Below are 23,481 nucleotides of genomic sequence, written 5' to 3'. Positions count from 1 at the left end.
GCATCGTGTTCAAGGCCCGAACTGTAGTCGAGACCATCTAAGCCTTCCTCAAGGCGCACAACGTCGATACGTCCGCACTTGCGTCCACTGCGCAGTAAACAAGCGTTGAAGCCTCTAAACAGTTAAAAATATCAAACACTTGCAGCATTATCGCTGTTGAGCTGTGCCCAAGTAGCGCCTGATTCGTGGAACGCGATCAGGTGAAGCGCCGGAACCGGGACGCCCTAGCTACGTGTCGCATCCCGGATGATTGGATAGTGCCATCACGCCATGCGTACCTGCTGGCGGTAAGCGTTCTGCGCGAGCTGCTGGGCAGCGGGTCAAGGCGTTGACGACCATCATCGGGAGATGCCCTCATGAACATCAAGCTGCATGCCCTGGCGCGTACAACGCCAGCCATACGGCGCGAGATCGCGCTGTCGGATGAGCCGGCTGCGGTGTTGGCTGAGCGTTACGGCGTTTCGCTCATGACGGTGTACAAGTGGAAGCGCCGCGAGGATTTTCTGGATCGCTCCCACACCCCGCACCGGCTGCGTACCACCATGACCCCGGCGCAGGAGGCCATTGCAGTGGAGCTGCGCAAGACGCTGCTGCTGCCGCTGGATGATCTGCTGTCGGTCATGCGCGAGTTCGTCTGTCCTGACGTGTCGCGCTCGGGACTGGATCGCTGCTTGCGACGCCACGGCGTGGGGTCGCTGCGATCCCTCAAGCCCCAGGTGCCCAAACCCGCACATCAGCCCTTTGCCGCTTACGAGCCGGGCTTCATTCATATCGACGTGAAGTACCTGCCGCAAATGGCCGATGAGACGCGGCGGCGCTACCTCTTTGTGGCCATCGACCGTGCCACGCGCTGGGTCTTCATTGCCCTGTACGCCTCCAAGAGCGCGAGAAACGCGCGCGCCTTCCTCAAGTCGCTGCTCACGGCGTGCCCGATCAAGATCAACAAGATCCTCACAGACAATGGCAAGGAGTTCACCGCACGGCTGCTGGGGCAGCCCAGTGCCACCCACGCCTTCGAGAGCCTGTGCGAGGCACTCGGCATCGAGCACCGCACCACGCGCGTGCGACGCCCCCAGACCAACGGGATGGTAGAGCGCTTCAACGGCCGCATCGAGGAGGTGCTGCGCAGCCACCACTTCATCAGCGGCGAGGATCTCGAGAAGACCCTGCTGCGCTATGCTTGGCTTTACAACCACCAGCTGCCCCAGGCCGCACTCAAGGGTCTCACGCCCATGCAGGCCATGAAACAGTGGTACACGTCACACCCGCATCTGTTCCAAAAACGGCCATATGATCATCCGGGATGTGACAGCTACGCCAAACGCGCAACGACGATAAGTCGTCGTCCCTGAAAAATTCATTTTCACGCCGCCCTTAGCCGCAGCTGGGCAGGGTTGGCGCCACTGGACTCGGTTGGCCGCCGCTGGGCGAGCCACCGGCCGATGAGGCGCACGGCCGCAATGAGGCGCAAAAAAGCTCGCCTCAAGAAGGGCACGCCCTTCTTCGTGATCATGCGCAGCAGCCAGCGGATGTTGTAGCCCGCCGCGCACAGCACCGCGTGCAGCCGGTCACCCTGCTCGCCCTTGAGGTGGCACCTGTCCATGCGGTGATCCTGCTTCAAGTGCCCGATGACCGGCTCGATGGCCTGGCGGCGCTTGAGCAGCTTGCGCTCCTGCTGCGTGAGGCGCTTGATCTTGCCGCGGTGCACCAGGCGCACATCCGCAATGTCGGCTTCCACCCCGCGGTAGCCCAGATCGGCAAACGCTGTGCTGGGCTTGATGCCAGTGTCCTGCATCAGGATCGTGGCCTGCTCCAGCTGCGCTTGCAGCGTGTGCCCGTCGTAGGGGTTGCCATGGAAGGCCCGGGCTGCGACGATGAGGCTGTGCTTCAGGGTGCTGGCAATGCCGACCTTGACGCCGAACTCGTAAGGGCAGCGGGCCTTGCCCTTGTTGATGCACTCCACCTCCGGCGCGTGCCAGGCGTAGAGCTTTCGAGTCCCGTCGGCGGTCTTTCGGTTGGCAGTCTGCGCCACCAGACGCGCCGCCTTGTTGAGGGTGTGGCCAAGAGCACTCTGGATGGCCTGCCCCAGGCGGCTGGCCTTGCGCTCGATCTCGCGCTGCAGCCTGGCCACGATCGTGCGCTGGCGCTTGATGACCCGGCGCATGCGCGCAAACTGCCGCGCGTGCGCATAGCGTCCTGCCTTGCGGGCCAGCTCCTTGCCTTCCTTGGCAAAGGTCTGCTTCAAGGCGATGCCGGCGGCCTTGGCCGCCTCCACCAGCTTGGTGCGTGCCGTCTCCAGCAGCCGGCTGTCGGTGGGGTGCGCCACCGCCTTGGGTTGTACGGTGGTGTCCACCACCACGCGCTTGAGTTCCTGCGGCTTGATGAGTCCGGTTTCCACCGCCACGTTGATGGTCTGCGCCAAGAGTTCTTCCACGCCTTCTTCGCCCAGCAGCCGGCGAAACTTCACCAGCGTCGTGGCGTCGCACGGCCGGCGATGTTCAAAGTACGCCCGCCCCGAGAAGAACTGCCATGTGGGGGTTTCGCCCCAGCGCTCGACCACCCCTTCGTCCGACTCGTTGAAGGCGTGCTTCAGATACAGCAGCGCGATCATCACGCGCAGCGGCACGCGGGGTCGGCCTGCGTTGGACGCCCGAGCTGCGCGCACCGGAGATTCGCCAAAGAGGTCCAGATCGGGCATCGCGACACCTGCGCGCGCTTTGCGCATGAACAGGTGCGACAGCCTTGCTTCCAACTCCTGCCACGGCATGCGTGAGGACAACACCGCCAGCGGATGGCGCAGGTCGATCATCTGATCGAGCCGGGCGCGGAAGAAGTCCTCGGTGGCGGGGCAGGCAAACATCGCAAAACTCCCAGAAAACGGCGCATCAGACCATCAAATCTGGGGGAAATTGTACTCGCAAACAGACAATAACACAAGAAAAATCATGCTGTTATGAATATTTCAGGGGCGACTAAGTCGTTGATTCGCAAAGGCTGTTATGGCTAAATAAAGCTGGTTCTAGCTACGCCAAAACGAGCTGGGGTAAACTTGAAAATCGGCAACCCGCGAGGGCTCGAACTGCTTGACCAACACTTGCGCGTTTTTGCTTTTTGCTCTACAATTTTTTGCATGTTCTGCAACGCTTTCCCGCAAACACTGCGGGGCCCAAAAGCGCCATCATGCTGATCGCCCACAAAATCGCGCTCGATCCGAATAACGTGCAGGCGACCTATTTTGCCAAGGCCGCGGGCGTGGCGCGGTTCGCCTACAACTGGGCGCTCGCTGAATGGAAACGCCAGTACGAGGCCTGGAAGGCCGACAACACCCTGCCCAAGCCCTCGCAAGCAGCACTGCGTCGGCAACTCAACGCCATCAAGCGCGAGCGCTTTCCTTGGATGCTCGAGGTCACCAAGTGCGCCCCGCAAATGGCCATCATCCAACTGGGCGAAGCGTTCAAGAACTTCTTCGCCGGGCGCGCACGCTATCCGCAGTTTCGCAAAAAAGGCACGCACGATCGCTTTACGCTTGCCAACGACCAGTTCGACATCGACGGCTGCCGCATACGCATTCCCAATCTCGGCTGGGTGCGTATGCGCGAGGCGTTGCGCTTTGAGGGCCACATCGTCTCGGCCACCATCTCCCGCGAAGCCGGCCGCTGGTTCGCCAGCATTGCGATCGACACCGATTGCCAACCCAAACGCCCCGCCGAAAACCAAGGCGCCGTCGGCGTGGATCTGGGGGTGTCGGCGCTGGCGACGCTCTCCACAGGAGAGAAAATCGAAGGGCCCAAGCCCTTGCAGTCGCTCTTGCGGCGGCTGCGCCAATTGGGCAAGCGCCTGAGCCGCAAGCGCAAAGGCTCGCGCAACTGGGTCAAAGCGAAAGCCAAGCTCGCCCGGTTGCACGCGAGAATCGCCAACATCCGGCGCGACGCGCTGCACAAGCTCACGGCGGAGCTGACTCGGCGGTTTCACACCATCGGCATCGAAGACCTCAGCGTCCGAGGCATGGTGCGCAACCGCCACCTGGCCCGCTCCATTGCCGATATGGGCTTTGGTGAGTTTCGGCGGCAGCTGCAGTAGTCGCCCCTGAAATATTCATAACAGCATGATTTTTCTTGTGTTATTGTCTGTTTGCGAGTACAATTTCCCCCAGATTTGATGGTCTGATGCGCCGTTTTCTGGGAGTTTTGCGATGTTTGCCTGCCCCGCCACCGAGGACTTCTTCCGCGCCCGGCTCGATCAGATGATCGACCTGCGCCATCCGCTGGCGGTGTTGTCCTCACGCATGCCGTGGCAGGAGTTGGAAGCAAGGCTGTCGCACCTGTTCATGCGCAAAGCGCGCGCAGGTGTCGCGATGCCCGATCTGGACCTCTTTGGCGAATCTCCGGTGCGCGCAGCTCGGGCGTCCAACGCAGGCCGACCCCGCGTGCCGCTGCGCGTGATGATCGCGCTGCTGTATCTGAAGCACGCCTTCAACGAGTCGGACGAAGGGGTGGTCGAGCGCTGGGGCGAAACCCCCACATGGCAGTTCTTCTCGGGGCGGGCGTACTTTGAACATCGCCGGCCGTGCGACGCCACGACGCTGGTGAAGTTTCGCCGGCTGCTGGGCGAAGAAGGCGTGGAAGAACTCTTGGCGCAGACCATCAACGTGGCGGTGGAAACCGGACTCATCAAGCCGCAGGAACTCAAGCGCGTGGTGGTGGACACCACCGTACAACCCAAGGCGGTGGCGCACCCCACCGACAGCCGGCTGCTGGAGACGGCACGCACCAAGCTGGTGGAGGCGGCCAAGGCCGCCGGCATCGCCTTGAAGCAGACCTTTGCCAAGGAAGGCAAGGAGCTGGCCCGCAAGGCAGGACGCTATGCGCACGCGCGGCAGTTTGCGCGCATGCGCCGGGTCATCAAGCGCCAGCGCACGATCGTGGCCAGGCTGCAGCGCGAGATCGAGCGCAAGGCCAGCCGCCTGGGGCAGGCCATCCAGAGTGCTCTTGGCCACACCCTCAACAAGGCGGCGCGTCTGGTGGCGCAGACTGCCAACCGAAAGACCGCCGACGGGACTCGAAAGCTCTACGCCTGGCACGCGCCGGAGGTGGAGTGCATCAACAAGGGCAAGGCCCGCTGCCCTTACGAGTTCGGCGTCAAGGTCGGCATTGCCAGCACCCTGAAGCACAGCCTCATCGTCGCAGCCCGGGCCTTCCATGGCAACCCCTACGACGGGCACACGCTGCAAGCGCAGCTGGAGCAGGCCACGATCCTGATGCAGGACACTGGCATCAAGCCCAGCACAGCGTTTGCCGATCTGGGCTACCGCGGGGTGGAAGCCGACATTGCGGATGTGCGCCTGGTGCACCGCGGCAAGATCAAGCGCCTCACGCAGCAGGAGCGCAAGCTGCTCAAGCGCCGCCAGGCCATCGAGCCGGTCATCGGGCACTTGAAGCAGGATCACCGCATGGACAGGTGCCACCTCAAGGGCGAGCAGGGTGACCGGCTGCACGCGGTGCTGTGCGCGGCGGGCTACAACATCCGCTGGCTGCTGCGCATGATCACGAAGAAGGGCGTGCCCTTCTTGAGGCGAGCTTTTTTGCGCCTCATTGCGGCCGTGCGCCTCATCGGCCGGTGGCTCGCCCAGCGGCGGCCAACCGAGTCCAGTGGCGCCAACCCTGCCCAGCTGCGGCTAAGGGCGGCGTGAAAATGAATTTTTCAGGGACGACGCAGTACAAGGCGGCGATGCGCGGCGGCGAAGTGGTGGTGGCGGATCGCTTTTACGCGAGCAGCAAGACCTGTTCGGCGTGCGAGCACAAGCTCGATGTGCTGCCGCTGTCGGTGAGGCGGTGGACGTGCCCGGCGTGCGGCGCAACGCATGATCGCGACATCAATGCGGCGATCAATCTCAAGACCATGGCGCAGAGTTGCGGCGTCATGGGCTCCGTGGCGCAAGCCCGGGGCAGTTATGCCTGTGGAGAGGCTGGCTCTGGCGCACGCCGCAAGGCGGCGTGAAACCGGCCTCAGTGAAGCAGGAAGTCAGCTTCGTTCCTCATTGCGCAGGAATGAGTAAGTCTGACAAAACGGTTCGTGAGTTCGAATCTCACCGCTTCCGCCACTGGCGGCGTGTTCATTCATGCCGCAACGCCTCGATCGGGTCGAGGCGCGCGGCGCGGCGGGCCGGGACATAGCCGAACACCACCCCGATCAGTGCCGAGAAGGCGAACGCCACCGCGTTGATCGCCGGGTCGAACACAAAGGGCACCGCCATCACTTGGCTGATGGCAAGACTCGCGCCGAGCGCGAGGATCAGGCCGATGACGCCGCCGAGGGCGGCCAGCACCACGGCTTCGATCAGAAACTGGCCCATCACCTCGCGCTCCAGCGCCCCGATGGCCAGGCGCAGGCCGATCTCGCGCGTGCGCTCCGTGACGCTGACGAGCATGATATTCATGATGCCGATGCCGCCCACCAGCAGGCTGACCGCCGCCACCGCCCCCAGCAGCATCGTCATCACCCGCGTGGTGCCCGCCATCGTCTCGGCCAGTTGCTGGGTGTCGAGGACGTTGAAGTTGTCCTCCTCGCCCTCGGGGATGCTGCGGCGTTCGCGCAGGATCTCGCGGATGGTCGCCTTGACGGCCGACGCATCGGCGCCGTCGAGCATGGACACGTGCAGCGTGAAAACGCGCGTGTGGCCCACGACCCGGCGGTGCAGCGTGTTGATCGGCATCAGCACGAGGTCGTCCTGATCCTGCCCAAAGGCGCCCTGTCCCTTCGGCGCCAGCACGCCGACGACCTCGCACGGCACCTGGCGTACGCGGATCGTGTCGCCCACCGCTGGGTTAGGCCCGTAGAGCTCGCGCCGAACGGTCTCGCCGATGATGCACACCGCCGCGCCAACGCGGTGCTCGTCGTCGGTGAAGGGTCGGCCGTCGGCCAGCGCCCAGTTGTTGGTCAGCAGCCAATCAGCCGATCCCCCGACGATGCTGCTGGACCAGTTGCGTCCGTTGGCCACGACCGTGCCGCTGCTGCGCGTCTCCGCCGCGACGGCGAGCACACCCGGTGTCTGCGTGGCGATCGCGTGCGCGTCGGTCAATTTGAACGCGGGTGCTCCGGCGCCACCGCCGGGCCCCAACCGCTGCCCGGGGCGTACCTGCAGCAAGTTCGTGCCCAGGCTCGCGATCTGCTGCTGGATCGCGCGCGTGGCGCCGTTGCCGACGGTCACCATCGTCACGACCGCCGCCACCCCGATGACCACCCCGAGCACGGTCAGGAACGACCGCAGCAGGTTGCGGCGGATCGAGCGCAGCGCCAGCACCAGCGTGTTGAGCCACATCGCTACATGGCCTCCGCCGTCGCGCCGGCCGGGGCGTGCGCCCCGTCGTGCGCCACCTGTCCGTCGCGAAAGTGCACCACGCGGCGCGCATAGGCGGCGATATCCGCCTCGTGCGTCACCATCAGCACGGTGATGCCGCGCTCCTCGTTGAGGCGCCGGATCAGCGCCATGATCTCGTGGCTGCGCTGCGAATCGAGGTTGCCGGTGGGCTCGTCGGCCAGCAGCACGCGCGGCTGCGTCACGATCGCGCGGGCAATCGCGACGCGCTGCTGCTGACCGCCGGAGAGCTCGGCCGGCGTGTGGTGCGCCCACCCCTCCAGCCCGACTTCGGCCAGCGCCGCCTGCGCCGCACGGTGGCGCTCGCGCGCGCCCACGCCGCGGTAGATCAGCGGCAGTTCGACGTTCTCCTGCGCCGTGGTGCGCGGCAGCAGATGAAACCCCTGAAAAACGAAACCGAAATAGCGCCGACGCAGCCGCGCGCGCTCGTCGCGCGACAGGGTCTGCACCGGCACCCCGAGCAGCCGGTATTCCCCGCTGGTGGGGGTGTCCAGCAGGCCCAGGATATTCATCGCGGTGGACTTGCCCGAGCCGCTCGGCCCCATGATGGCGACGAAATCGCCCGCGTCGAACGAAAGGTCCACCCCGCGCAGCGCCTGGAACGCGGCCGCGCCCTGTCCGTACGTTTTGGTCACCCCCAGCAGTTGGATGAGCGGCGCAGATGCGTTGATGGGCACTGCCTGGTTCATGGCGCGCGCCCCGCGTTGCGCTGCTCGACGATCACGGGCAGCCCCTCCTCGACCCCTTCGCCGCTGACTTCCGTGAGGCGCCCGTCGCTGATGCCCACCGTCACCGGCAGCGCGACCGGACGCCCCTCGCGCAGCACCCAGATCTGCCGCGGACCGCCGCGGTTGTCGAGCCGTACCGTCTTGCGCCCGACCGACGGGGGTTTCGGCAGCAACAGCCCCGCCAGCCCGCCACCGCTGCTGGCCGCGGGCGCCTCGCTCGGCGTGAAGCGCAGCGCCGTGTTGGGCACCAGCAGCACGTCCTTGCGCTCCACCGCGCGAATGTTGGCGGTGGCGGTCATGCCGGGTCGCAGCGACTGGTCTGCGTTGTCCACGTCCAGGGTCGCCGTGTAGGTCACCACGTTGTCGGTCTTGGTGGCCCCGTACGCGATGCGCCCGACCGTGGCCGGGTAGCGCCGGCGCGGGTAGGCGCTCACGGTAAAGGTAGCGGGCTGCCCCTCGCGCACGTTGCCGACGTCGGCCTCGTCCACGGCCACGTCCAGCTTGAGCTGGCGCAGGTCCTGCGCGATGGTCATCAGCGTCACGGCCTGTAGCGACGCGGCCACCGCGTTGCCCGGCTCCACGTTGCGCGACAACACCACGCCGTCGATCGGCGAGCGGATCGACGCCTTGGCCAGGTTGGTTTCGTTCGTGGACAGCGTCGCGCGCGCCTGCTCGACCGCGGCGCGGGCCGTGCCCTGGGTGGCGCGCGCCCGCTCCAACGCCGCGCGGGCCGCGTCCAGTTCCGCCGCCGACGGCACCTTGCCACCCGACAGGCGCGCCACCTCCTCCAGCCGGGCGAGCTGCGCCGCCGCCTCACGCGCCGAGGCGTCCGCCAGCGCCACCTGGGCCTCGGCCGAAGCGAGCGCCGCCCGCGCGCTGTTGACCTGGTCCTGCAACTTCGCGGTGTCGAGCACGACCAGCACCTGCCCCTTGCGGACGCGGTCGTTGACGTCGACCAGCACCTCACGCACCGTGCCCGAGAGCTCGCTGCCGATGTTGACCGCCCGCACCGGCTGCAGCGTGCCGTTGGCGGAGACGGTCAACGTCAAGTCGCCGCGCTGGATGCGCTCGGTCACGTACACGGGCTGCGCCTGTTGCGCGCTGCGGGTGCGCCACGCCTGCCACCCCGCCACGGCCCCCGCCACCAGCAGCACCAGCACCCACGGCAGCGGCCGGCGCCACCAGCGCGGCGGTCGGTCATCGGCCAGCAGGGCATCGACAGCGGAAGGGGCTGCGGGCGAGCGTCGGAAAGGATTCTTCATGGGCATCCTGGCATCATGGGGTCGCGGTCGTGGTCGCCGCGGCCTCGGTGACTCGTGCGGCGTTTTCCCATCCACCCCCCACCGCTTTGATCAGGCGCACGTGGTCGCTGGCCCACGCGGTTTGGGCCGCGGCGCGGTCCGTCTGCAGCGCCAGCAGCGTGCGCTGCGCATCGAGCAGGGCGCGGTAGTCGATCAGCCCGGCGGCATAGCGTTGCCGGGCAAGCGACTCGGCCTCGGCCGCGGCCGCCACCGCCGCGTCGAGCCGTTGCAACCGTTCCCGGTCGGCGGCGAGCGCCACGAGCGCATTCTCCACGTCGCGCAGCGCGCCGAGCAGCGCGGACGCCAACGCGGCGCGCGCCTGCTCGGCGGCCGCCTGGCGCGCCTGCACCTCGGCGCGGGCGGCCCCGCCGTCGAAGACACTGGCCGCCAGGCTCACGGCCAGCGACCGGGTCAGCGCCGCGACATCGAACAGCTCCGTCACGCGCGGGGCCGACAGCGACAGCGCCCCTTCGAGGCCCAGCGTCGGCCAGCGCGCGGCATCCGCCTGCTGCACCCGGGCATAGGCGGCGCGCAACCGCGCCTCGGCGGCCGCGACGTCCGGCCGCTGGCGCAACACCTGCGCCGGCACGGGCACGGGGGGCACCCGCAGCGCAGGAGGCAGGTCGGGGGCCGGCCCGGGCAACGGGGTGCCCGGGGCTTGCCCGGTCAACACCGCCAGCGCGTGCTGCGCCTGTCGCGCCGTCGCCTCCAGGGCCGGCAGGCTCGCGCGCGTTTGCTCCAACGCCGCGCGGGCGGTCTGCGCATCGAGCACCGACGCCAGCCCCGCCTGGACACGCCAGTCGGTGAGCTGTACGCTCTCCTCCTGCGCGGCGACGCTTTCGCGCGCCAGTCGCAGCCGCTCGCGCGCACCCCACCATTCGAAATAGGTGCTCGCGACCTCGGCTGCCAGCGTCACCCGCGCCCACGCCCATTCGGCTTCACTCGCTGCCGCGTCCGCCTCGCTGGCCTGCAGCGCCGCGGCGCGACGGCCCCAGACATCGACCTCCCACGCCGCATCCAGCCCCAGGCGGAACGTGTTGCCGGGGCTTGCGTCGCCCCGTTGCGCGCGCTGCACGTCCGCGCCCGCCTGCACCGTGGGCCCTAGGCCCGCACGCGCCACCTCCCGCTGCGCGCGTGCCTGCGCCACTGCCGCCAGCGCGCGCGCCACGTCCGGATTGGATTGCAACGCCGACTCGACGAGGCGCGACAGCATTTCGTCGCCCCACGTGGCCCACCAGTGGTTGAGCGGTTCGGTCGCCGTCACGGTCGGCGCGACCACACCGTCGACCGGGTTCGCCCACCCCGCCGGCGCCTTGGGCAACGCGACAGAGGACCCGGCCGGCGGCACCGACGCACAGCCGACCAACCCAGCGGCCAGCAACGCCCACCCCCCTCGGCGCGCGATCCCCTGCAATGGTTTTCCCGACAGCGACATGATGCCCGTCATCGTGCCCGCCCACCATGAAGGTCCGGTGTCGCCTCTGTGAACGCGTGTGAAGCGGGTGCACCAGCGACGACCACTTCCGTCACGGCCCGATCGTCGGCGAGCAGGATCAGCGCGAACAGCCATTCTTCGAGCGACGCCGCCTGCGCGGTGCGGCGCGCCAGCAGCGGCGTCGCCGCCGGGTCGAGGACGACGAAATCCGCCTCACTGCCCGGGGCGAGCGACCCCACCACCCACGCGAGCCCGAGCGCACGCGCCGCCCCCGCCGTGTGCTGCCACCACAGATCGGTGGCCGCGAGGCTCACCCCGCGCTTGGCCGCACCGTCGCCGCGCACGGACGCCCGCCCCACCGTGTACGCCGCGCGCATCGTCGCAAAGGGGCTGAAGCTCATGCCGCCGCCGACATCGCTCGCCAGCCCCAGCGTCACCCCGGCCTCGCGCGCCGCGGCGTAGTCGAAAAACCCACTACCAAGGAACAGATTGCTCGTCGGCGACACCGCCACCGCCGCGCCCGTGCGCGCGAGCAGCGCCCGATCCGCGTCGTCCAGGTAGATCCCGTGCGCATACACCGCGCGCCGCCGCAGCAGGCCGAAGCGCTCGTACACCGCCAGGTAGCTGCGGTCCTGCGGATACAGCGCCCGCACCCAGCGCAGCTCGTCGAGGTTTTCCGCGACGTGCGACTGGATCCACACATCCGAATACCGCGCCGCCAGCGCGCCCGCGCCGTGCAGTTGCGCGTCGCTGCAGCTCGGCGCGAAGCGCGGGGTGATCGCATACCCCAGCCGGTCGCGGCCGTGCCAGCGCGCGATCAACGCCTCGGTGTCGCGCAACGACGCTTCCGTCTCGTCGCGCACGCCATCCGGACTGTGGCGGTCCTGCAGCGACTTGCCCGCGATGCAGCGCAGGCCGCGCGCCTGCGCCTCGCCGAGCAGCGCGTCCACCGACCCCGGGTGTGAGGTGCCGAACGCCAGCACCGTGGTCACCCCGTGGCGCAGCAGCTCGTCAAAGAAAAACCGCGCCACGGACGCGGCATGGCCGGGGTCGGCGAAGCGCGCCTCCTGCGGGAAGGTGTAGCGCTCCAGCCACGGCAACAGCCCGTCGGCGGGCGAGCCGATCACGTCCGTCTGCGGGTAGTGGATGTGCAGGTCGATGAAGCCGGGCGCGATCAACCGCCCGCGCCGGTCGTGCACCGCAACGTCCGAATATCGCGGTCGCAGGGTGTCGTAGGCGCCCACCGCCACCACCCGCTGCACGCCCGCCGCGTCGGCCGCGGTGACGAGCAGTCCATCGGACTCGAAGTGGGGACGCGGCCCGTCGGCCTCCGGATCGAACCACAAAAGGGATGCACGCCAGCTTTGCATGCCCGATAGCTTAGCCGCTGCGCGCGCCACCCCCGGAAGGGCCGGCACGATACCCCACCCCAATGGGTCAACCCTTCAGGTGGCGCTGCGGCACGTGCTGCTGCCGCCACCACCCGAGCGGCCCGGCCACCATCGACACTGCGTACCAAACCCCCAACACCAGCACCACGGTCGGGCTGGTCGGCCAATCGGCAACATACGACACCCACAGCCCGAGCAGCGAGGCCGCCACCGCCGTGACCACCGCGCCGACCAGCAGCGGCTGCAGCCGACGGAACCAGAAGCGCGCGCTGGCGGCGGGCAGCACCATCATCCCCACCGCCATCAGCGTGCCCAGCGCATGAAACGCCGCCACCAGGTTGACCACCACCAGCGCCAGAAACCCTTGGTGCGCCACCGCCCCCCAGCGGCTGACCCCGCGCAAAAAGGCCGGATCGACGCACTCCATCACCAGCGGGCGCCACAGCAGCCGCAAGCCCGCCAGCGTCACCGCGGCCACCCCCGCCAGCAGCGCGAGCACCGACGCCTCCAGCGCGAGCACGGACCCGAACAGCACGTGCAGCAGGTCGACCTGCGTACCGCGCACCGACAGGATCAGCACCCCGAGCGCCAGCGACACCAGGTAAAACACCGCCAGCGACGCATCCTCGCGCATCACCGTGTGGCGCGCCACGACGCCCGCGAGCGCCGCGACGACCAGCCCGCCGACGACGCCGCCCAGCGTCATCGCCGGCAGCGACAGCCCGGCCAGCCAGTACCCGATCGCCGCGCCCGGCAGGATCGCGTGCGACATTGCGTCGCCCATCAGGCTCATGCGCCGCAGCATCAGGAAGACGCCCACCGGCGCGGCCCCCAGCCCAAGCAGGACGCACGCCAGCGCCGCCCGGCGCATGAAGTCGAACTCCCACCCGGTCACCGCCGCGAGCCACGCGGACAGCGCCTCAATGCCGGTGCCCATCGTGCCCCCCCTCGACCGTGGCGACCGACGCGACGTCACACGGCTCGGCCTGTTCGTCGAACGCTTCCTGCAGCCGCCGCGCGCGCAGCAGATTCGCCTCGGTGAGCACCGACGCCGTGGCACCGTGGGCCACCAGCTCGCGCGCCAGCAGCGTCGTCGTCGGAAACACCGCCCGCACCAGCGCCAGGTCGTGCAACACCGCGATCACGGTGCACCCCTGTTCGTGCCAGCGCTGCAACACGCACACGAGATCTTCCAGCGTGCGCGCATCCACGCCCACGAACGGCTCATCGAGCAGCACCACCGGCGCGTCCTGCAGCATCAGGCGCGCAAACAGCGCCCGCTGAAACTGCCCACCTGAGAGGGTGTCGAGCGTGCGCCGCTCGAACCCCTGCAAACCGACCTCGGCGATCGCGGCGTCAACGCGCGCACGCTGCGCGGCCGTCGGGTACCGCAGCGGCCCCAGCTCGTGCCACAGCCCCATCGCGACGAGTTCCGCCACCGTGACCGGAAACGTGCGGTCCACCTCGGTCAGTTGCGGCAGGTAGGCGACGCGGTGCACGTCCACCCCCTGCACCGTGCCGTGCATCGGGCGCTGGCGACCCGCGATGCAGCGCAGCAACGTGGACTTTCCTGCGCCGTTGGGGCCCACCACCGCCGCGAGGTCGCCCGCCGGCCAGCGCAGGCTCACGTGGTGCACCGCCGGGTGCCGCTCGTAGCCGGCGGTCAGGTTGCGCAGTTCGATGTCGTGCGCCTGGAGCATGGGAGCGACGTCGGATCGGGCAAAAAAAAGCCAGTCACGCGGACTGGCTTTTGGTGTTTGGCGCGGCTGGCAGGATTCGAACCCACGACCCCTTGGTTCGTAGCCAAGTACTCTATCCAACTGAGCTACAGCCGCATCGCTGAAGCCGAAAGTATACACGATTTTTTTCGGCTTTCGGCGTGACACGCGGGTGCTACGTGCCACCTGGTAGGGCGTGCTGGACTCGAACCAGCGACCAAGGGATTATGAGTCCCCTGCTCTAACCGACTGAGCTAACGCCCCGACCGTCGGCTATTCTATCGGGCCACACGACTGCGCCCCGAGCCGACCATGACCATCGACCCCGCCATCGCCGCCGCGGTCCTGAGCCTGCTGGCCGTGTTGCTGCTGCTGGCGCTGTGGCTGCGCCTGCGGCAGCCGGCCATGCCGCCGGAACTCGCGGCGCGACTGGCACTGCTGGAGCAGCAGGTCCAGTCGCTGGCGAATGGCGCCGCGCGCACCGAAGCGGGCGTGCAGCGATTGGAAGACGCGCAGCGCGACTTCACACAGGAAGCCACACGACAGAGCGACGCCGCGCGCCAGACGCTGGATGCCCGGCTGGCGCAGATGGTGGACGAATCGCGCCACGGCCGCGCCGAGCTCGCTGCGGCGCTGCAGCAGTTCGCTGCGCGCTTCGAGCAGCGCATCGGCGGGTTCGACACCTCGATGACCGCGCGCTTCGATGCGCTGCAACAGGCCGTGCTGCACACGCTGCGCACACTGGCCGCCGACACGCAGCGGCAGACGGAGCAGATGCGCACCGCGCTCAACGAACGGCTGGCCGCGATCCAGGCCGACAACAACGCACGGCTGGAGGAGATGCGCCGGACCGTGGACGAGAAGCTCCATGCCACGCTGGAGCAGCGCCTGGGCGAGTCGTTCCGATTGGTGAGCGAGCGGCTGGAGCAGGTGCACGCCGGCCTGGGGGAGATGAAGACACTTGCCGGCAGCGTCGGCGACTTGAAGCGTGTGATGACCAACGTGCGCACCCGCGGCACCTGGGGCGAGGTGCAGCTCGGCGCGATCATCGAGAGCCTGCTCACGGCCGATCAGTTCGAGCGCAACGTGCGCACGGTCGAGGGCAGCGACGAGCGGGTCGAGTTCGCGATCAAGATGCCGGGGCGCGTGGACCACGAGGTCGTGTGGCTGCCGATCGACTCGAAGTACCCAGTCGAGGATTACCAGCGCCTGCTCGACGCGCACGACAGCGGCGACAAGGAGCTGGTGCAGCGCGCCACGCAGGCCTTTGCCGCGGCGCTGAAGAACGAGGCGCGCAAGATCCGCGAAAAGTATCTCAGCCCGCCGAAGACGACGGACTTCGCCATCCTGTTCGTGCCGACCGAGGGACTCTTCGCGGAGGTGTGCCGCATCCCCGGCATGGTGGAGGCGCTGCAGAACGAGCACCGCGTCGTCGTCGCCGGGCCGACGACGCTGGCGGCGATGCTCAACAGCCTGCGCCTCGGCTTTCGCACGCTGGCGATCGAGAAGCGCTCTTCCGAGGTGTGGGCGCTGCTGGCCCAGGTCAAGACGGAGTTCCGCAAGTTTGGCGAGACGATCGAGGCCACGCGCCGCTCGATCGACACCGCCGCGCGCAAGTTCAACGACCTGGGCGTGCGCACGCGCGCAATCGAGCGCCGGCTGCGCGGGGTGGAGGAACTGCCCGCGGCCGCCAACGCCGACACCGGCGCGCTTGGGCTGGCCGAAGACGACGACGCGGACGAACCGACCGTGTGAGGACCATGCGACCACACACCGCTTGACGTCGCCTGCCCCCCCACGAACGAGGCAGGGGCCGCCGGGGTGAACGCCGCCCGCCCCAGCGGCAGAGGCACCTCTTCCTGCGAACGAGAAATTGCCAGGCCGCCGCAGGCGGTACCGGGAGAAACCGCCGCGAGGCTCAGTCCGCGCGTGTCTGGCTCAGCGCGTTGCCGACCAGCTTGGCGGTGATGTCGACGATCTGGATCATGCGGTCGTAGGGCATGCGTTGCGGCCCGATGACGCCAAGCGTCCCCACCACCTGCCCGTCGACCTCGAACGGGGCGCTCACCACCGACAGCTCCTCGTACGGGACGACCTGGCTCTCCCCGCCGATGAAAATGCGCACGCCATCGGCCTGGCTGGAGACGTCGAGCAGCCGCATCACCTGGGTCTTTTGCTCGAACAGGTCGAACAGCCGCCGCAGGTTGTCCATGTTGCGGGCAAAGTCGTCGACTTCCAGCAGGTTGCGCTCGCCGGCGATGACCACCTCGTCGTTCTGCGCCGCTTCGCTGCCGGCCTCCACCGCCTTGACCATCAGGCTGGCGATCTCGCCGCGCAGCGCGTCCACCTCGTGCCGCAGCCGCTCGCGCACTTCGTCGAGCGTCAGCCCCGCGTAGTGCGCGTTGAGGAAATTGGCCGCCGTCTGCAGCTGGTCCTGCGTGAATTCGGTGGTCGGATGCAGGATGCGGTTCTGCACATCGCCGTCGGGCGACACCAGGATCACCAGCACGCGCCGCTCTGACAGCCGCACGAACTCGATGTGCCGAAAAACCACCGGCCGCCGCGGCACCCGCACCACGCCGACGAAGTGCGACAACTGCGACAGCAGCTGCGCCGCCTGGCTGATCACCTGTCGCGGCTGCTCCGCCGCCAGCGTTGCCGGGGTCGGCAGCGCCTCGATCGCCGGCAGCTCCGAGCGGCGCACGGTCAGCATCGTGTCCACGAAGTAGCGGTAACCGCGCGGCGTCGGCACACGCCCGGCCGACGTGTGGGGACTCGCGACCAGGCCCAGTTCCTCCAGGTCGCTCATGACGTTGCGGATCGTCGCGGGCGACAGATCCAGCCCCGCGGCTTTCGACAGCGTGCGTGAGCCCACCGGCTGTCCGTCGGCGATGTAGCGCTCGACCAACGCCTTGAGCAGCAATCTGGAACGCTCGTCTAACATCATGGCAGCGTCAACATGGCATGGTGTAATTTGAGCATGAATCGTGCCCCTTTGTCGTCCACCGCCGAAACGGCCGCCGGTGCCGACGCGCTGCGCTACCGGCGGGTGGCCCTGGTGGGCAAGTATCACGCCAGCGGCAGCCGCGACGCGCTGGAGCGCGTGGTGCATTTTTTGCACGACCAGGGGTGCGAGGTGACGCTGGAGCGTGACACCGCGCAGCACATCGGCGCGCTCGGCGATGCAGTGCGCGACGTGCCCGGCATCGGCGCCCATTGCGAGCTGGCGCTGGTCGTCGGGGGCGACGGCACGATGCTGGGCATCGGCCGCCAGCTCGCGCCGTTTGGCGTGCCGCTCATCGGGATCAACCAGGGGCGGCTCGGCTTCATCACGGACATCCCCCTCGACCGCTTTGCAGAAACGCTGCCAGCGATGCTGCGCGGTAACCACGATGAGGAGCGCCGCGCGCTGATGCAGGCCGGCGTCTGGCGCGACGGCCACTGCGTGTTCGAGACCATCGCGATGAACGACGTGGTGGTCAACCGTGGCGGCGCGCCCAGCATGGTGGAGCTGCGGGTCGAGGTCGACGGCCACTTCGTCGCCAACCAGCGTGCCGACGGGTTGATCATCGCGTCGCCCACCGGCTCCACCGCGTACGCGCTTTCGGCCGGTGGCCCCCTGCTGCACCCGTCCATCGCCGGGTGGGTCATGGTGCCGATCGCGCCGCACACGCTGTCCAACCGCCCGATCGTGCTGCCGAGCGACGGCGAGATCGCGATCGAGGTCGTCGCGGGCCGGGACCCGAGCGCACACTTCGACATGCAGACGTTCACCAGCTTGCTGCCCGGCGACCGTATCACGGTGCGCCGCTCCGCGCACACGCTGCGCCTGCTGCACCCCGTCGGCTGGAGCTACTTCGACACGCTGCGGCGCAAGCTGCACTGGAACGAGGGGGTGGTGGCATGAGCTGGCTGCGCCTGGCGGTGCGCGATTTTGTCATCGTGCGCGCGCTGGACCTGACGCTGGCACCGGGCTTCACGGCGCTGACCGGCGAGACCGGTGCGGGCAAATCGATCCTGATCGATGCGCTGCAACTGCTGCTGGGCGGCCGCGCCGACGCCCACGTCGTGCGGGAGGGAGCGGCGCGCGCCGAGGTCGCCGGCGAGTTCGACGTCCCCGCCCCGGCCGCCGCGTGGCTGCAGGACAACGGCTTCGACGTCCCGCCCGACGAGCCGCTGCTGCTGCGCCGCACGGTCGACGTGCAGGGGCGCAGCCGCGGTTGGATCAACGGCAGCCCCGCCACGGCCGCGCAGTTGCGCGCGCTGGGCGAACACCTGGTCGACATCCACGGCCAGCATGCGTGGCAGAGCCTCACCCGGGCCGATGCCGTGCGCGAGCTGCTCGACCGCTACGGCCGCATCGACACGCGGCCGCTGCGCGCGGCGTGGGACGCGTGGCGCAGCGCGCTGGCGACGCTGGAGGCCGCCACCGCCGGGCAGGCCGCGCGCGACGAGGAGCGCGATCGGTTGCAATGGCAAATCGACGAGGTGGCGCGCCTGGCCCCCGGCGACGACGAGTGGGACGAGCTCAACCAGCGGCACGCGCGCCTAACCCACGCCCAGACGCTGATCGACGCGGCACGCGCGGCCCTGGCCGCGCTCGATGACGACGAGGCGGGCGCGACGCGCGCGCTGGCGCAGGCCGTGCACCGGTTGCGCGAGCAGCAGCACATCGACCCGGGGCTGGGCGCGATCGCCGACGTGCTCGAACAGGCCGGGGCGCAGATCGCCGACGCGTGCCGGGATCTGCAACATCACGCGCAGCACACCGAACTCGACCCGGAGGCACTGGCCGCACTGGACGAACGCCTGTCGCGCTGGCTGGCGCTGGCGCGGCGCTACCGCTGCCCACCGCCGGAGCTGCCCGCGCGCTGGCACGCGTGGCAGACGCGCCTGCGCGAGCTGGAGCGCGTGGCCGACCTCGACGCGTTGCAGGCCGAAGTCCGGCGCACCCAACAGGCGTACCAGAGCGCAGCGCAGGACGTCTCCCGGGCGCGCGCGGCCGCGGCGCAGCGCCTCAGGACGGCCATCACCGCGATGCTGCCGACACTGGGGATGGCGGGTGGCCGCGTCGAGGTGCGGCTCGAACCGCTCGCCGAGCCGCAGGCCAGCGGCCTGGAGCGGGTGGAACTGCTCGTCGCCGGCCACGCAGGGGCCACGCCGCGGCCCGTGGCCAAGGTCGCGTCCGGTGGCGAGCTATCGCGCCTCGCACTCGCGATCGCGGTCGAGACCAGCCAGCTGGGCGAAGCGCCGACGCTCATCTTCGACGAAGTCGACAGCGGCATCGGCGGCGCGGTCGCGCACACGGTGGGGCGGCTGATGCGCCGGCTCGGTGACGACCGTCAGGTGCTGGCCGTCACCCACCTCGCGCAGGTCGCGGCGTATGCGCACCACCACCTGCGCGTTACCAAGGTGCACGAGGGCGGCGCGACGCACAGCGACGTCGAGCCGCTGGACGGCGAGGCCCGCGTCGAGGAGCTGGCGCGCATGCTGGGCGGCAGCGGATCGGACGTCTCGTTGGCACACGCACGGGAGCTGCTGCAGGCATGACGTCCCCCCACCTCGCTCCCACGTCACCCGCGCCCGCGCCTGTGAGCGCCGCCGAGGCGCTGCAGGTGGTGCTCATCACCGGCATGTCCGGCTCGGGCAAGTCCGTCGCCCTCCATGCGCTGGAGGACGCCGGCTATTACTGCGTGGACAACCTGCCGCCAGAGCTGCTGGAGGCCTTCATCGAGGTCGAGCGCGGACACGGGGCGGTGCGCGTCGCGGTCGCGATCGACGTGCGCAGCGCGGCTTCGCTGCCCGGGCTGCCGCAGCGCCTCGCCGCGCTGCCGGCACGGGGCGTCGCGCTGACGGTGCTGTTTCTGGACGCCACGGACGACGTCCTGCTGCGGCGTTTTTCCGAGACGCGGCGCCTGCACCCCCTGTCGGCCCACGGCAGCACGGACCAGCGGCGCGCCCTGGTCGATGCGCTGGTGCTGGAGCGCGAGCTGCTGGCCCCGCTGCGCGACGGGGCGCTGGTGATCGACACCAGCCACCTGAAAGCGTCGCAGCTGCGCACGGCGGTCAAGCGGTCGGTGCCGCATACGCCCAACACGCTGACGCTGGTGTTCGAGTCGTTCGCGTTCAAGCGCGGCGTGCCGATCGATGCCGATTTCGTGTTCGACGCGCGCATGCTGCCCAACCCGCACTACGAGCCGGAACTGCGCCCGCTGACCGGCCGGGACGCCCCGGTGGCGGCTTATCTGGCCGCGGAACCGGAAGTCGGTGCGCTGCTCGACCAGATCGCCACCTTTTTGCAGCACTGGTTACCGGCGATGGTGCGCGACCACCGCAGCTACGTGACCGTGGCCATCGGCTGCACCGGCGGGCAGCACCGCTCGGTTTATCTGGTGGAGCGGCTGGCCGAGCGCTTCGCCCGCGACTGGCCCGTGCAGCGCCGTCACCGCGAGCTGGACGCCGCGTCGTCGGAAACCAGCGCCTGGAGCCACGAGCGCACCGGCGCGGGCAGCCCCAGCGCCAACGCCTCGGCCGGCGACCACCACGCCCCCTGATCGGCCACGACGCCCGGGGCCTGGGGCGCCGTCCCCGCCGCGGCGTCTGCCGCCGACAGCGGTAGCCGGCACAGCACCGGCTGCAGCCGCAGATCGCGGTGCGTCAGCGCGTGCGTAAATGCGGCCATCCATTGCGCGGACCGACCGGGTGCGTCCGCCGACCACGCGCGCAACGGGGTTTCGTCCTCCAGCACCGGTGGCGCCCACAGGCCGGCCCAGATCCCGCGCGCCGGTCGGCGCTGCAGCCACCACGCGCCGTCGTCGCGCACATAGAGCGGCAGACACCACGCGATCGTGCGCCGCGGCGCTGTCCGCCCGCGCCGCGGCCACGCGGTCGGCGCGCCCGCCGCGCGGGCCCCGCACCCCGCCGCCACGGGACACGCGTCACAGCGGGGGCGCGTGCGGGTGCACACCGTCGCGCCCAGGTCCATCAGCCCCTGGGTATACGCCGCCATCGCGTCCGCCGTGGCGTCGTCCGGAATCAGCGACTGGGCCGTCGCCCACAACGCGCGCTGCGCCGCCGGGCGCGACAAATCGTCGTCGAGCGCCAGCCAGCGCGCCAGCACGCGCCGCACGTTGCCGTCCAGGATCGAGCGGCGCTCACCGAAACAAAACGCTGCGATCGCCGCCGCGGTCGAGTCGCCGATACCCGGCAGCGTCGCGAGCACCTGCGCGCTTTCAGGGAAGCGCCCGCCGTGCCGCGCGACCACCGCCTGCGCGCAGGCGTGCAGATGCCGCGCGCGGCTGTAGTAGCCAAGCCCGCTCCACAGCGCCAGCACCTCGTCCAGCGACGCCGCCGCCAAGGTCTGCACGTCCGGAAAACGCGCGAGGAAGCGCCCGTAGTAACGCAGCACCGTGGTCACCTGCGTCTGCTGCAGCATCACCTCCGACAGCCAGACCCGGTACGGGTCGCGCGTACCCTGCCACGGCAGCCCGTGGCGGCCATGCACGCGCTGCCACGCCACGACGGCGGAGAAAAAATCCCGAGGCGGCAAAACCGATCCGCTCACACCGCGCTCGACGCCGGTGTCGGTGCCGGCTCGGGAACGATGAGCCCCTCCACCAGCGAACGCAAGGCCTGCATGTCGCTGGCATGGGCCGCCTGCTGCATACGCAAGTCGGCCAATCGCTCTTCCAGCCCCTCCGACGCGCTGGCCAATCGTTGGATCGTCTCCAGACGCTGCGCAAAATGGCGCCGACGCTCGCGCAGTTGGGCGTCGACCTGCGCCGCCGCGGCCTTGTTCCATGTCTCGACATCTTCCAGCGCCTCGTCGAACACCCGCTTGAGTCGCTCCAGGATGGCCTTGGCGACACGCTGTGCGTACGCCGCCTGCGCGAGCCGCCACGCGTTCGTCAGGCTGAGCACGTCGGCATGCGCCACCTCGATTTCGCGCAGCGATGCCGCGTGGGCGGACAGGTCCAGCGTACCCGGCACCTGCAGCGAAAACCCAAACTCAGCGTTGAGGTTGCGAAACGCGCCGCGCAGCATGGCTTGCACCTCGTCCGCCTTGCGCTGGGCCTCGGCGAAACGCGCGTGCAAGCGCGCGAACGTCTCCTGGTACGCACGCCGCACCCCGAGCTTGAGCCCCGATTGATGCAACGCCGACGACAAACCTGCGACCTCGGTCTGCAACGCCTGCGCGCTGAGGCTCCCGAACAATTCACGCAGAAGTTTCATGTGTACGCTGCGCAGTGCCTGTATCCGCATGGCACCCGCGTCGAACTCCTGCTGCTCCTGCTCGATACGGCGGCGCAACTGGGTCATCTGGGCTGCGTTTTTGCCGCGCAAGCCTTCGAGCTCCTCGATCTGCTCGTCACGTACCGCGGCCTCGCGCTGCTCGTGTCGGCCAATCGCCTGTAACACCTCGGTGCGCAACACCTCGAGCTGTGACCCCAGCGCGTCGCGACGGCGCAACAACACCTTGTCAGCCAAGGCCCGCTCGAAGTGAAGCAGCCGGCTGTGTTCCAACAGCGCCTCATCCCCGCGTACCTTCGCGAGCAACCCCTTCTGCGCCGAGACGGCGATGACTTGCTCAGCGGGAAGCCCGAGGACATGCGCCGTTTCCGCACGCTGACGTTCGATCTGAGCCTGCACCGCTTCGGGGGCGCTGAGATCGTCCCACAGCACGTCGACCTTGTTGAGCACGACCAATCGAGCGCCCGCCTCACGCGCGCCGGCGGCGAGGTGTTCCCGCCAAATGGCGAGATCCGACTTGCTGACACCCGCATCGGCCGCCAGCACGAACACCACGCCCTCCGCCATGGGCAGCAGGCTCATGGTCAATTCCGGCTCCGCGCCGATCGCATTGAGCCCCGGCGTATCGAGGACCACCAGTCCCTGCTTCAGCAGGGGATGCGCCATATTGATCATCGCATGGCGCCACCGGGGCACCTCCACCAGCCCGTCATCGTTGAGGGGGGGGTTGTCATCGGGCCGCTCATCGTGCCAAAACCCCAGCGCCCGCGCCGTCTCGACGGGCACCCATTGCACCTCGGACACCGTGTCGATGGCTTGGGCGAGCTGCTCGGCGTCATTGACGTCGAGGTCGATCCGCTTCCATCGCTCCGGGGCGGTTCGCCATTCCATGAGCGATTGCGGTTGCAGCCGCGTTTCGATCGGCAGCAGCCGCAGGCAAGGTGGCAGTTCGGGGTCGTACCCCAACTCCGTCGGGCACATGGTCGTGCGCCCCGCGCTCGCAGGCATGATCCGACGCCCATAACCGGCGAAAAACACCGCATTGATGAGTTCGGACTTACCGCGCGAAAACTCCGCGACGAAGGCCACCATCACCTTGTCCGACAGCAGGTGTCGCTGCAGTCGCTCGATGCGGCTGCGCATGCCGACATCCAGCAGATCCCTCGCCGCCAGGACGTCGATCAAATGCTGCAGCCGTTGCGCCTGTTCGCGCCGCCAGGCGTAATGCGCGTCGAAATCGTTCGCAAACATATCCGGTCCTCCTCTGAGTGGCATCAGCGGTC

Annotated in this window: 18 protein-coding genes, 2 tRNA genes and 1 pseudogene; 8 read left to right on the top strand and 13 right to left on the bottom strand. The window is 68.9% G+C overall.

Annotated elements, in window-relative coordinates; genetic code table 11:
• Nucleotides 1–356: 356 nt before the first annotated feature.
• Complete coding sequence (locus LCC91_RS01800) at nt 357–1,352, top strand: IS481 family transposase (RefSeq protein WP_224440993.1); 996 nt, start codon at nt 357–359, stop codon at nt 1,350–1,352.
• An 11-nt stretch (nt 1,353–1,363) separates the two neighbouring features.
• Here LCC91_RS01800 and LCC91_RS01795 read toward each other — a convergent pair whose 3' ends face one another.
• A complete protein-coding gene (locus LCC91_RS01795; RefSeq protein ID WP_224440884.1) occupies nt 1,364–2,860 on the bottom strand; it encodes an IS5 family transposase in 1,497 nt (498 codons plus the stop codon).
• A gap of 320 nt (nt 2,861–3,180) precedes the next feature.
• On the opposite strand from LCC91_RS01795, the gene LCC91_RS01790 reads away from it, so the two are divergent.
• From LCC91_RS01790 to LCC91_RS01780, 3 genes are all read left to right on the top strand, one after another.
• Nucleotides 3,181–4,080 (top strand): RNA-guided endonuclease InsQ/TnpB family protein, encoded by a 900-nt coding sequence (locus LCC91_RS01790; RefSeq protein ID WP_224440992.1) that lies wholly within the window; start codon nt 3,181–3,183, stop codon nt 4,078–4,080.
• Between the two features lie 112 nt (nt 4,081–4,192).
• Nucleotides 4,193–5,689, top strand: coding sequence for an IS5 family transposase (locus LCC91_RS01785; RefSeq protein ID WP_224440884.1), 1,497 nt, complete (start codon nt 4,193–4,195; stop codon nt 5,687–5,689).
• A 2-nt stretch (nt 5,690–5,691) separates the two neighbouring features.
• Entirely contained in the window at nt 5,692–5,997 is a 306-nt protein-coding gene (locus LCC91_RS01780; RefSeq protein WP_224440991.1) for a zinc ribbon domain-containing protein, read from the top strand.
• Between the two features lie 115 nt (nt 5,998–6,112).
• Here the strand turns inward: LCC91_RS01780 and LCC91_RS01775 are convergent, their stop codons facing one another.
• From LCC91_RS01775 to LCC91_RS01735, 9 genes are all read right to left on the bottom strand, one after another.
• Nucleotides 6,113–7,318 (bottom strand): ABC transporter permease, encoded by a 1,206-nt coding sequence (locus tag LCC91_RS01775; protein ID WP_043702902.1) that lies wholly within the window; start codon nt 7,316–7,318, stop codon nt 6,113–6,115.
• 2 nt (nt 7,319–7,320) lie between these two features.
• A complete protein-coding gene (locus LCC91_RS01770) occupies nt 7,321–8,064 on the bottom strand; it encodes an ABC transporter ATP-binding protein (RefSeq protein WP_058616598.1) in 744 nt (247 codons plus the stop codon).
• Nucleotides 8,061–9,365 (bottom strand): efflux RND transporter periplasmic adaptor subunit, encoded by a 1,305-nt coding sequence (locus tag LCC91_RS01765; protein WP_058616608.1) that lies wholly within the window; start codon nt 9,363–9,365, stop codon nt 8,061–8,063. Before LCC91_RS01765 ends, LCC91_RS01770 begins: the two co-directional genes overlap by 4 nt.
• A 13-nt stretch (nt 9,366–9,378) precedes the next feature.
• A complete protein-coding gene (locus LCC91_RS01760) occupies nt 9,379–10,839 on the bottom strand; it encodes an efflux transporter outer membrane subunit (RefSeq protein ID WP_082007691.1) in 1,461 nt (486 codons plus the stop codon).
• Nucleotides 10,840–10,847: 8 nt separating this feature from the next.
• Nucleotides 10,848–12,209 carry a guanine deaminase gene (gene guaD / locus LCC91_RS01755; protein ID WP_058616599.1) on the bottom strand — a complete coding sequence of 454 codons (1,362 nt, stop codon included), beginning with the start codon at nt 12,207–12,209 and terminating at the stop codon, nt 10,848–10,850.
• A 67-nt stretch (nt 12,210–12,276) separates the two neighbouring features.
• The gene (locus tag LCC91_RS01750) at nt 12,277–13,167 is read right to left on the bottom strand and encodes a metal ABC transporter permease (RefSeq protein ID WP_052231717.1); all 891 of its coding nucleotides are present in this window, start codon (nt 13,165–13,167) and stop codon (nt 12,277–12,279) included.
• Nucleotides 13,151–13,930: a zinc ABC transporter ATP-binding protein AztA gene (aztA, locus tag LCC91_RS01745; protein WP_052231716.1), complete on the bottom strand. Its 780-nt coding sequence runs from the start codon at nt 13,928–13,930 to the stop codon at nt 13,151–13,153. The genes LCC91_RS01750 and aztA overlap by 17 nt, the downstream gene beginning before the upstream one ends.
• Before the next feature lie 58 nt (nt 13,931–13,988).
• Nucleotides 13,989–14,065 (bottom strand) — tRNA-Arg (locus tag LCC91_RS01740).
• A gap of 70 nt (nt 14,066–14,135) precedes the next feature.
• Nucleotides 14,136–14,212 (bottom strand) — tRNA-Ile (locus LCC91_RS01735).
• A 48-nt stretch (nt 14,213–14,260) separates the two neighbouring features.
• On the opposite strand from LCC91_RS01735, the gene rmuC reads away from it, so the two are divergent.
• Nucleotides 14,261–15,703 (top strand): DNA recombination protein RmuC, encoded by a 1,443-nt coding sequence (gene rmuC / locus LCC91_RS01730; RefSeq protein WP_043702899.1) that lies wholly within the window; start codon nt 14,261–14,263, stop codon nt 15,701–15,703.
• Between the two features lie 163 nt (nt 15,704–15,866).
• On the opposite strand, the gene hrcA is transcribed toward rmuC, so the two are convergent.
• The gene (gene hrcA / locus LCC91_RS01725; RefSeq protein ID WP_043702955.1) at nt 15,867–16,892 is read right to left on the bottom strand and encodes a heat-inducible transcriptional repressor HrcA; all 1,026 of its coding nucleotides are present in this window, start codon (nt 16,890–16,892) and stop codon (nt 15,867–15,869) included.
• A gap of 36 nt (nt 16,893–16,928) precedes the next feature.
• On the opposite strand from hrcA, the gene LCC91_RS01720 reads away from it, so the two are divergent.
• The 3 genes and pseudogenes from LCC91_RS01720 to rapZ form a co-directional block, all read left to right on the top strand.
• Nucleotides 16,929–17,855 carry an NAD kinase gene (locus tag LCC91_RS01720; protein ID WP_052231715.1) on the top strand — a complete coding sequence of 309 codons (927 nt, stop codon included), beginning with the start codon at nt 16,929–16,931 and terminating at the stop codon, nt 17,853–17,855.
• Nucleotides 17,852–19,498 carry a DNA repair protein RecN gene (gene recN, locus LCC91_RS01715; protein WP_043702897.1) on the top strand — a complete coding sequence of 549 codons (1,647 nt, stop codon included), beginning with the start codon at nt 17,852–17,854 and terminating at the stop codon, nt 19,496–19,498. Before LCC91_RS01720 ends, recN begins: the two co-directional genes overlap by 4 nt.
• Nucleotides 19,495–20,406 (top strand): annotated as a pseudogene (gene rapZ, locus LCC91_RS01710) (RNase adapter RapZ); the annotation flags it as partial. The gene recN and the pseudogene rapZ, both read left to right, overlap by 4 nt.
• Here the strand turns inward: rapZ and mutY are convergent.
• Entirely contained in the window at nt 20,391–21,512 is a 1,122-nt protein-coding gene (gene mutY / locus LCC91_RS01705; RefSeq protein WP_224440990.1) for an A/G-specific adenine glycosylase, read from the bottom strand. The pseudogene rapZ and the gene mutY sit on opposite strands and share 16 nt — an antisense overlap.
• Complete coding sequence (locus LCC91_RS01700; RefSeq protein ID WP_143898394.1) at nt 21,509–23,449, bottom strand: dynamin family protein; 1,941 nt, start codon at nt 23,447–23,449, stop codon at nt 21,509–21,511. The genes mutY and LCC91_RS01700 overlap by 4 nt, the downstream gene beginning before the upstream one ends.
• Nucleotides 23,450–23,481 lie beyond the last annotated feature (32 nt).

This window comes from Tepidimonas taiwanensis, assembly GCF_020162115.1.
Lineage (GTDB): Bacteria > Pseudomonadota > Gammaproteobacteria > Burkholderiales > Burkholderiaceae_C > Tepidimonas > Tepidimonas taiwanensis.
The sequence above is the reverse complement of the archived record's forward strand: the minus strand, read 5'-3'. Positions and strand labels throughout refer to the sequence as shown.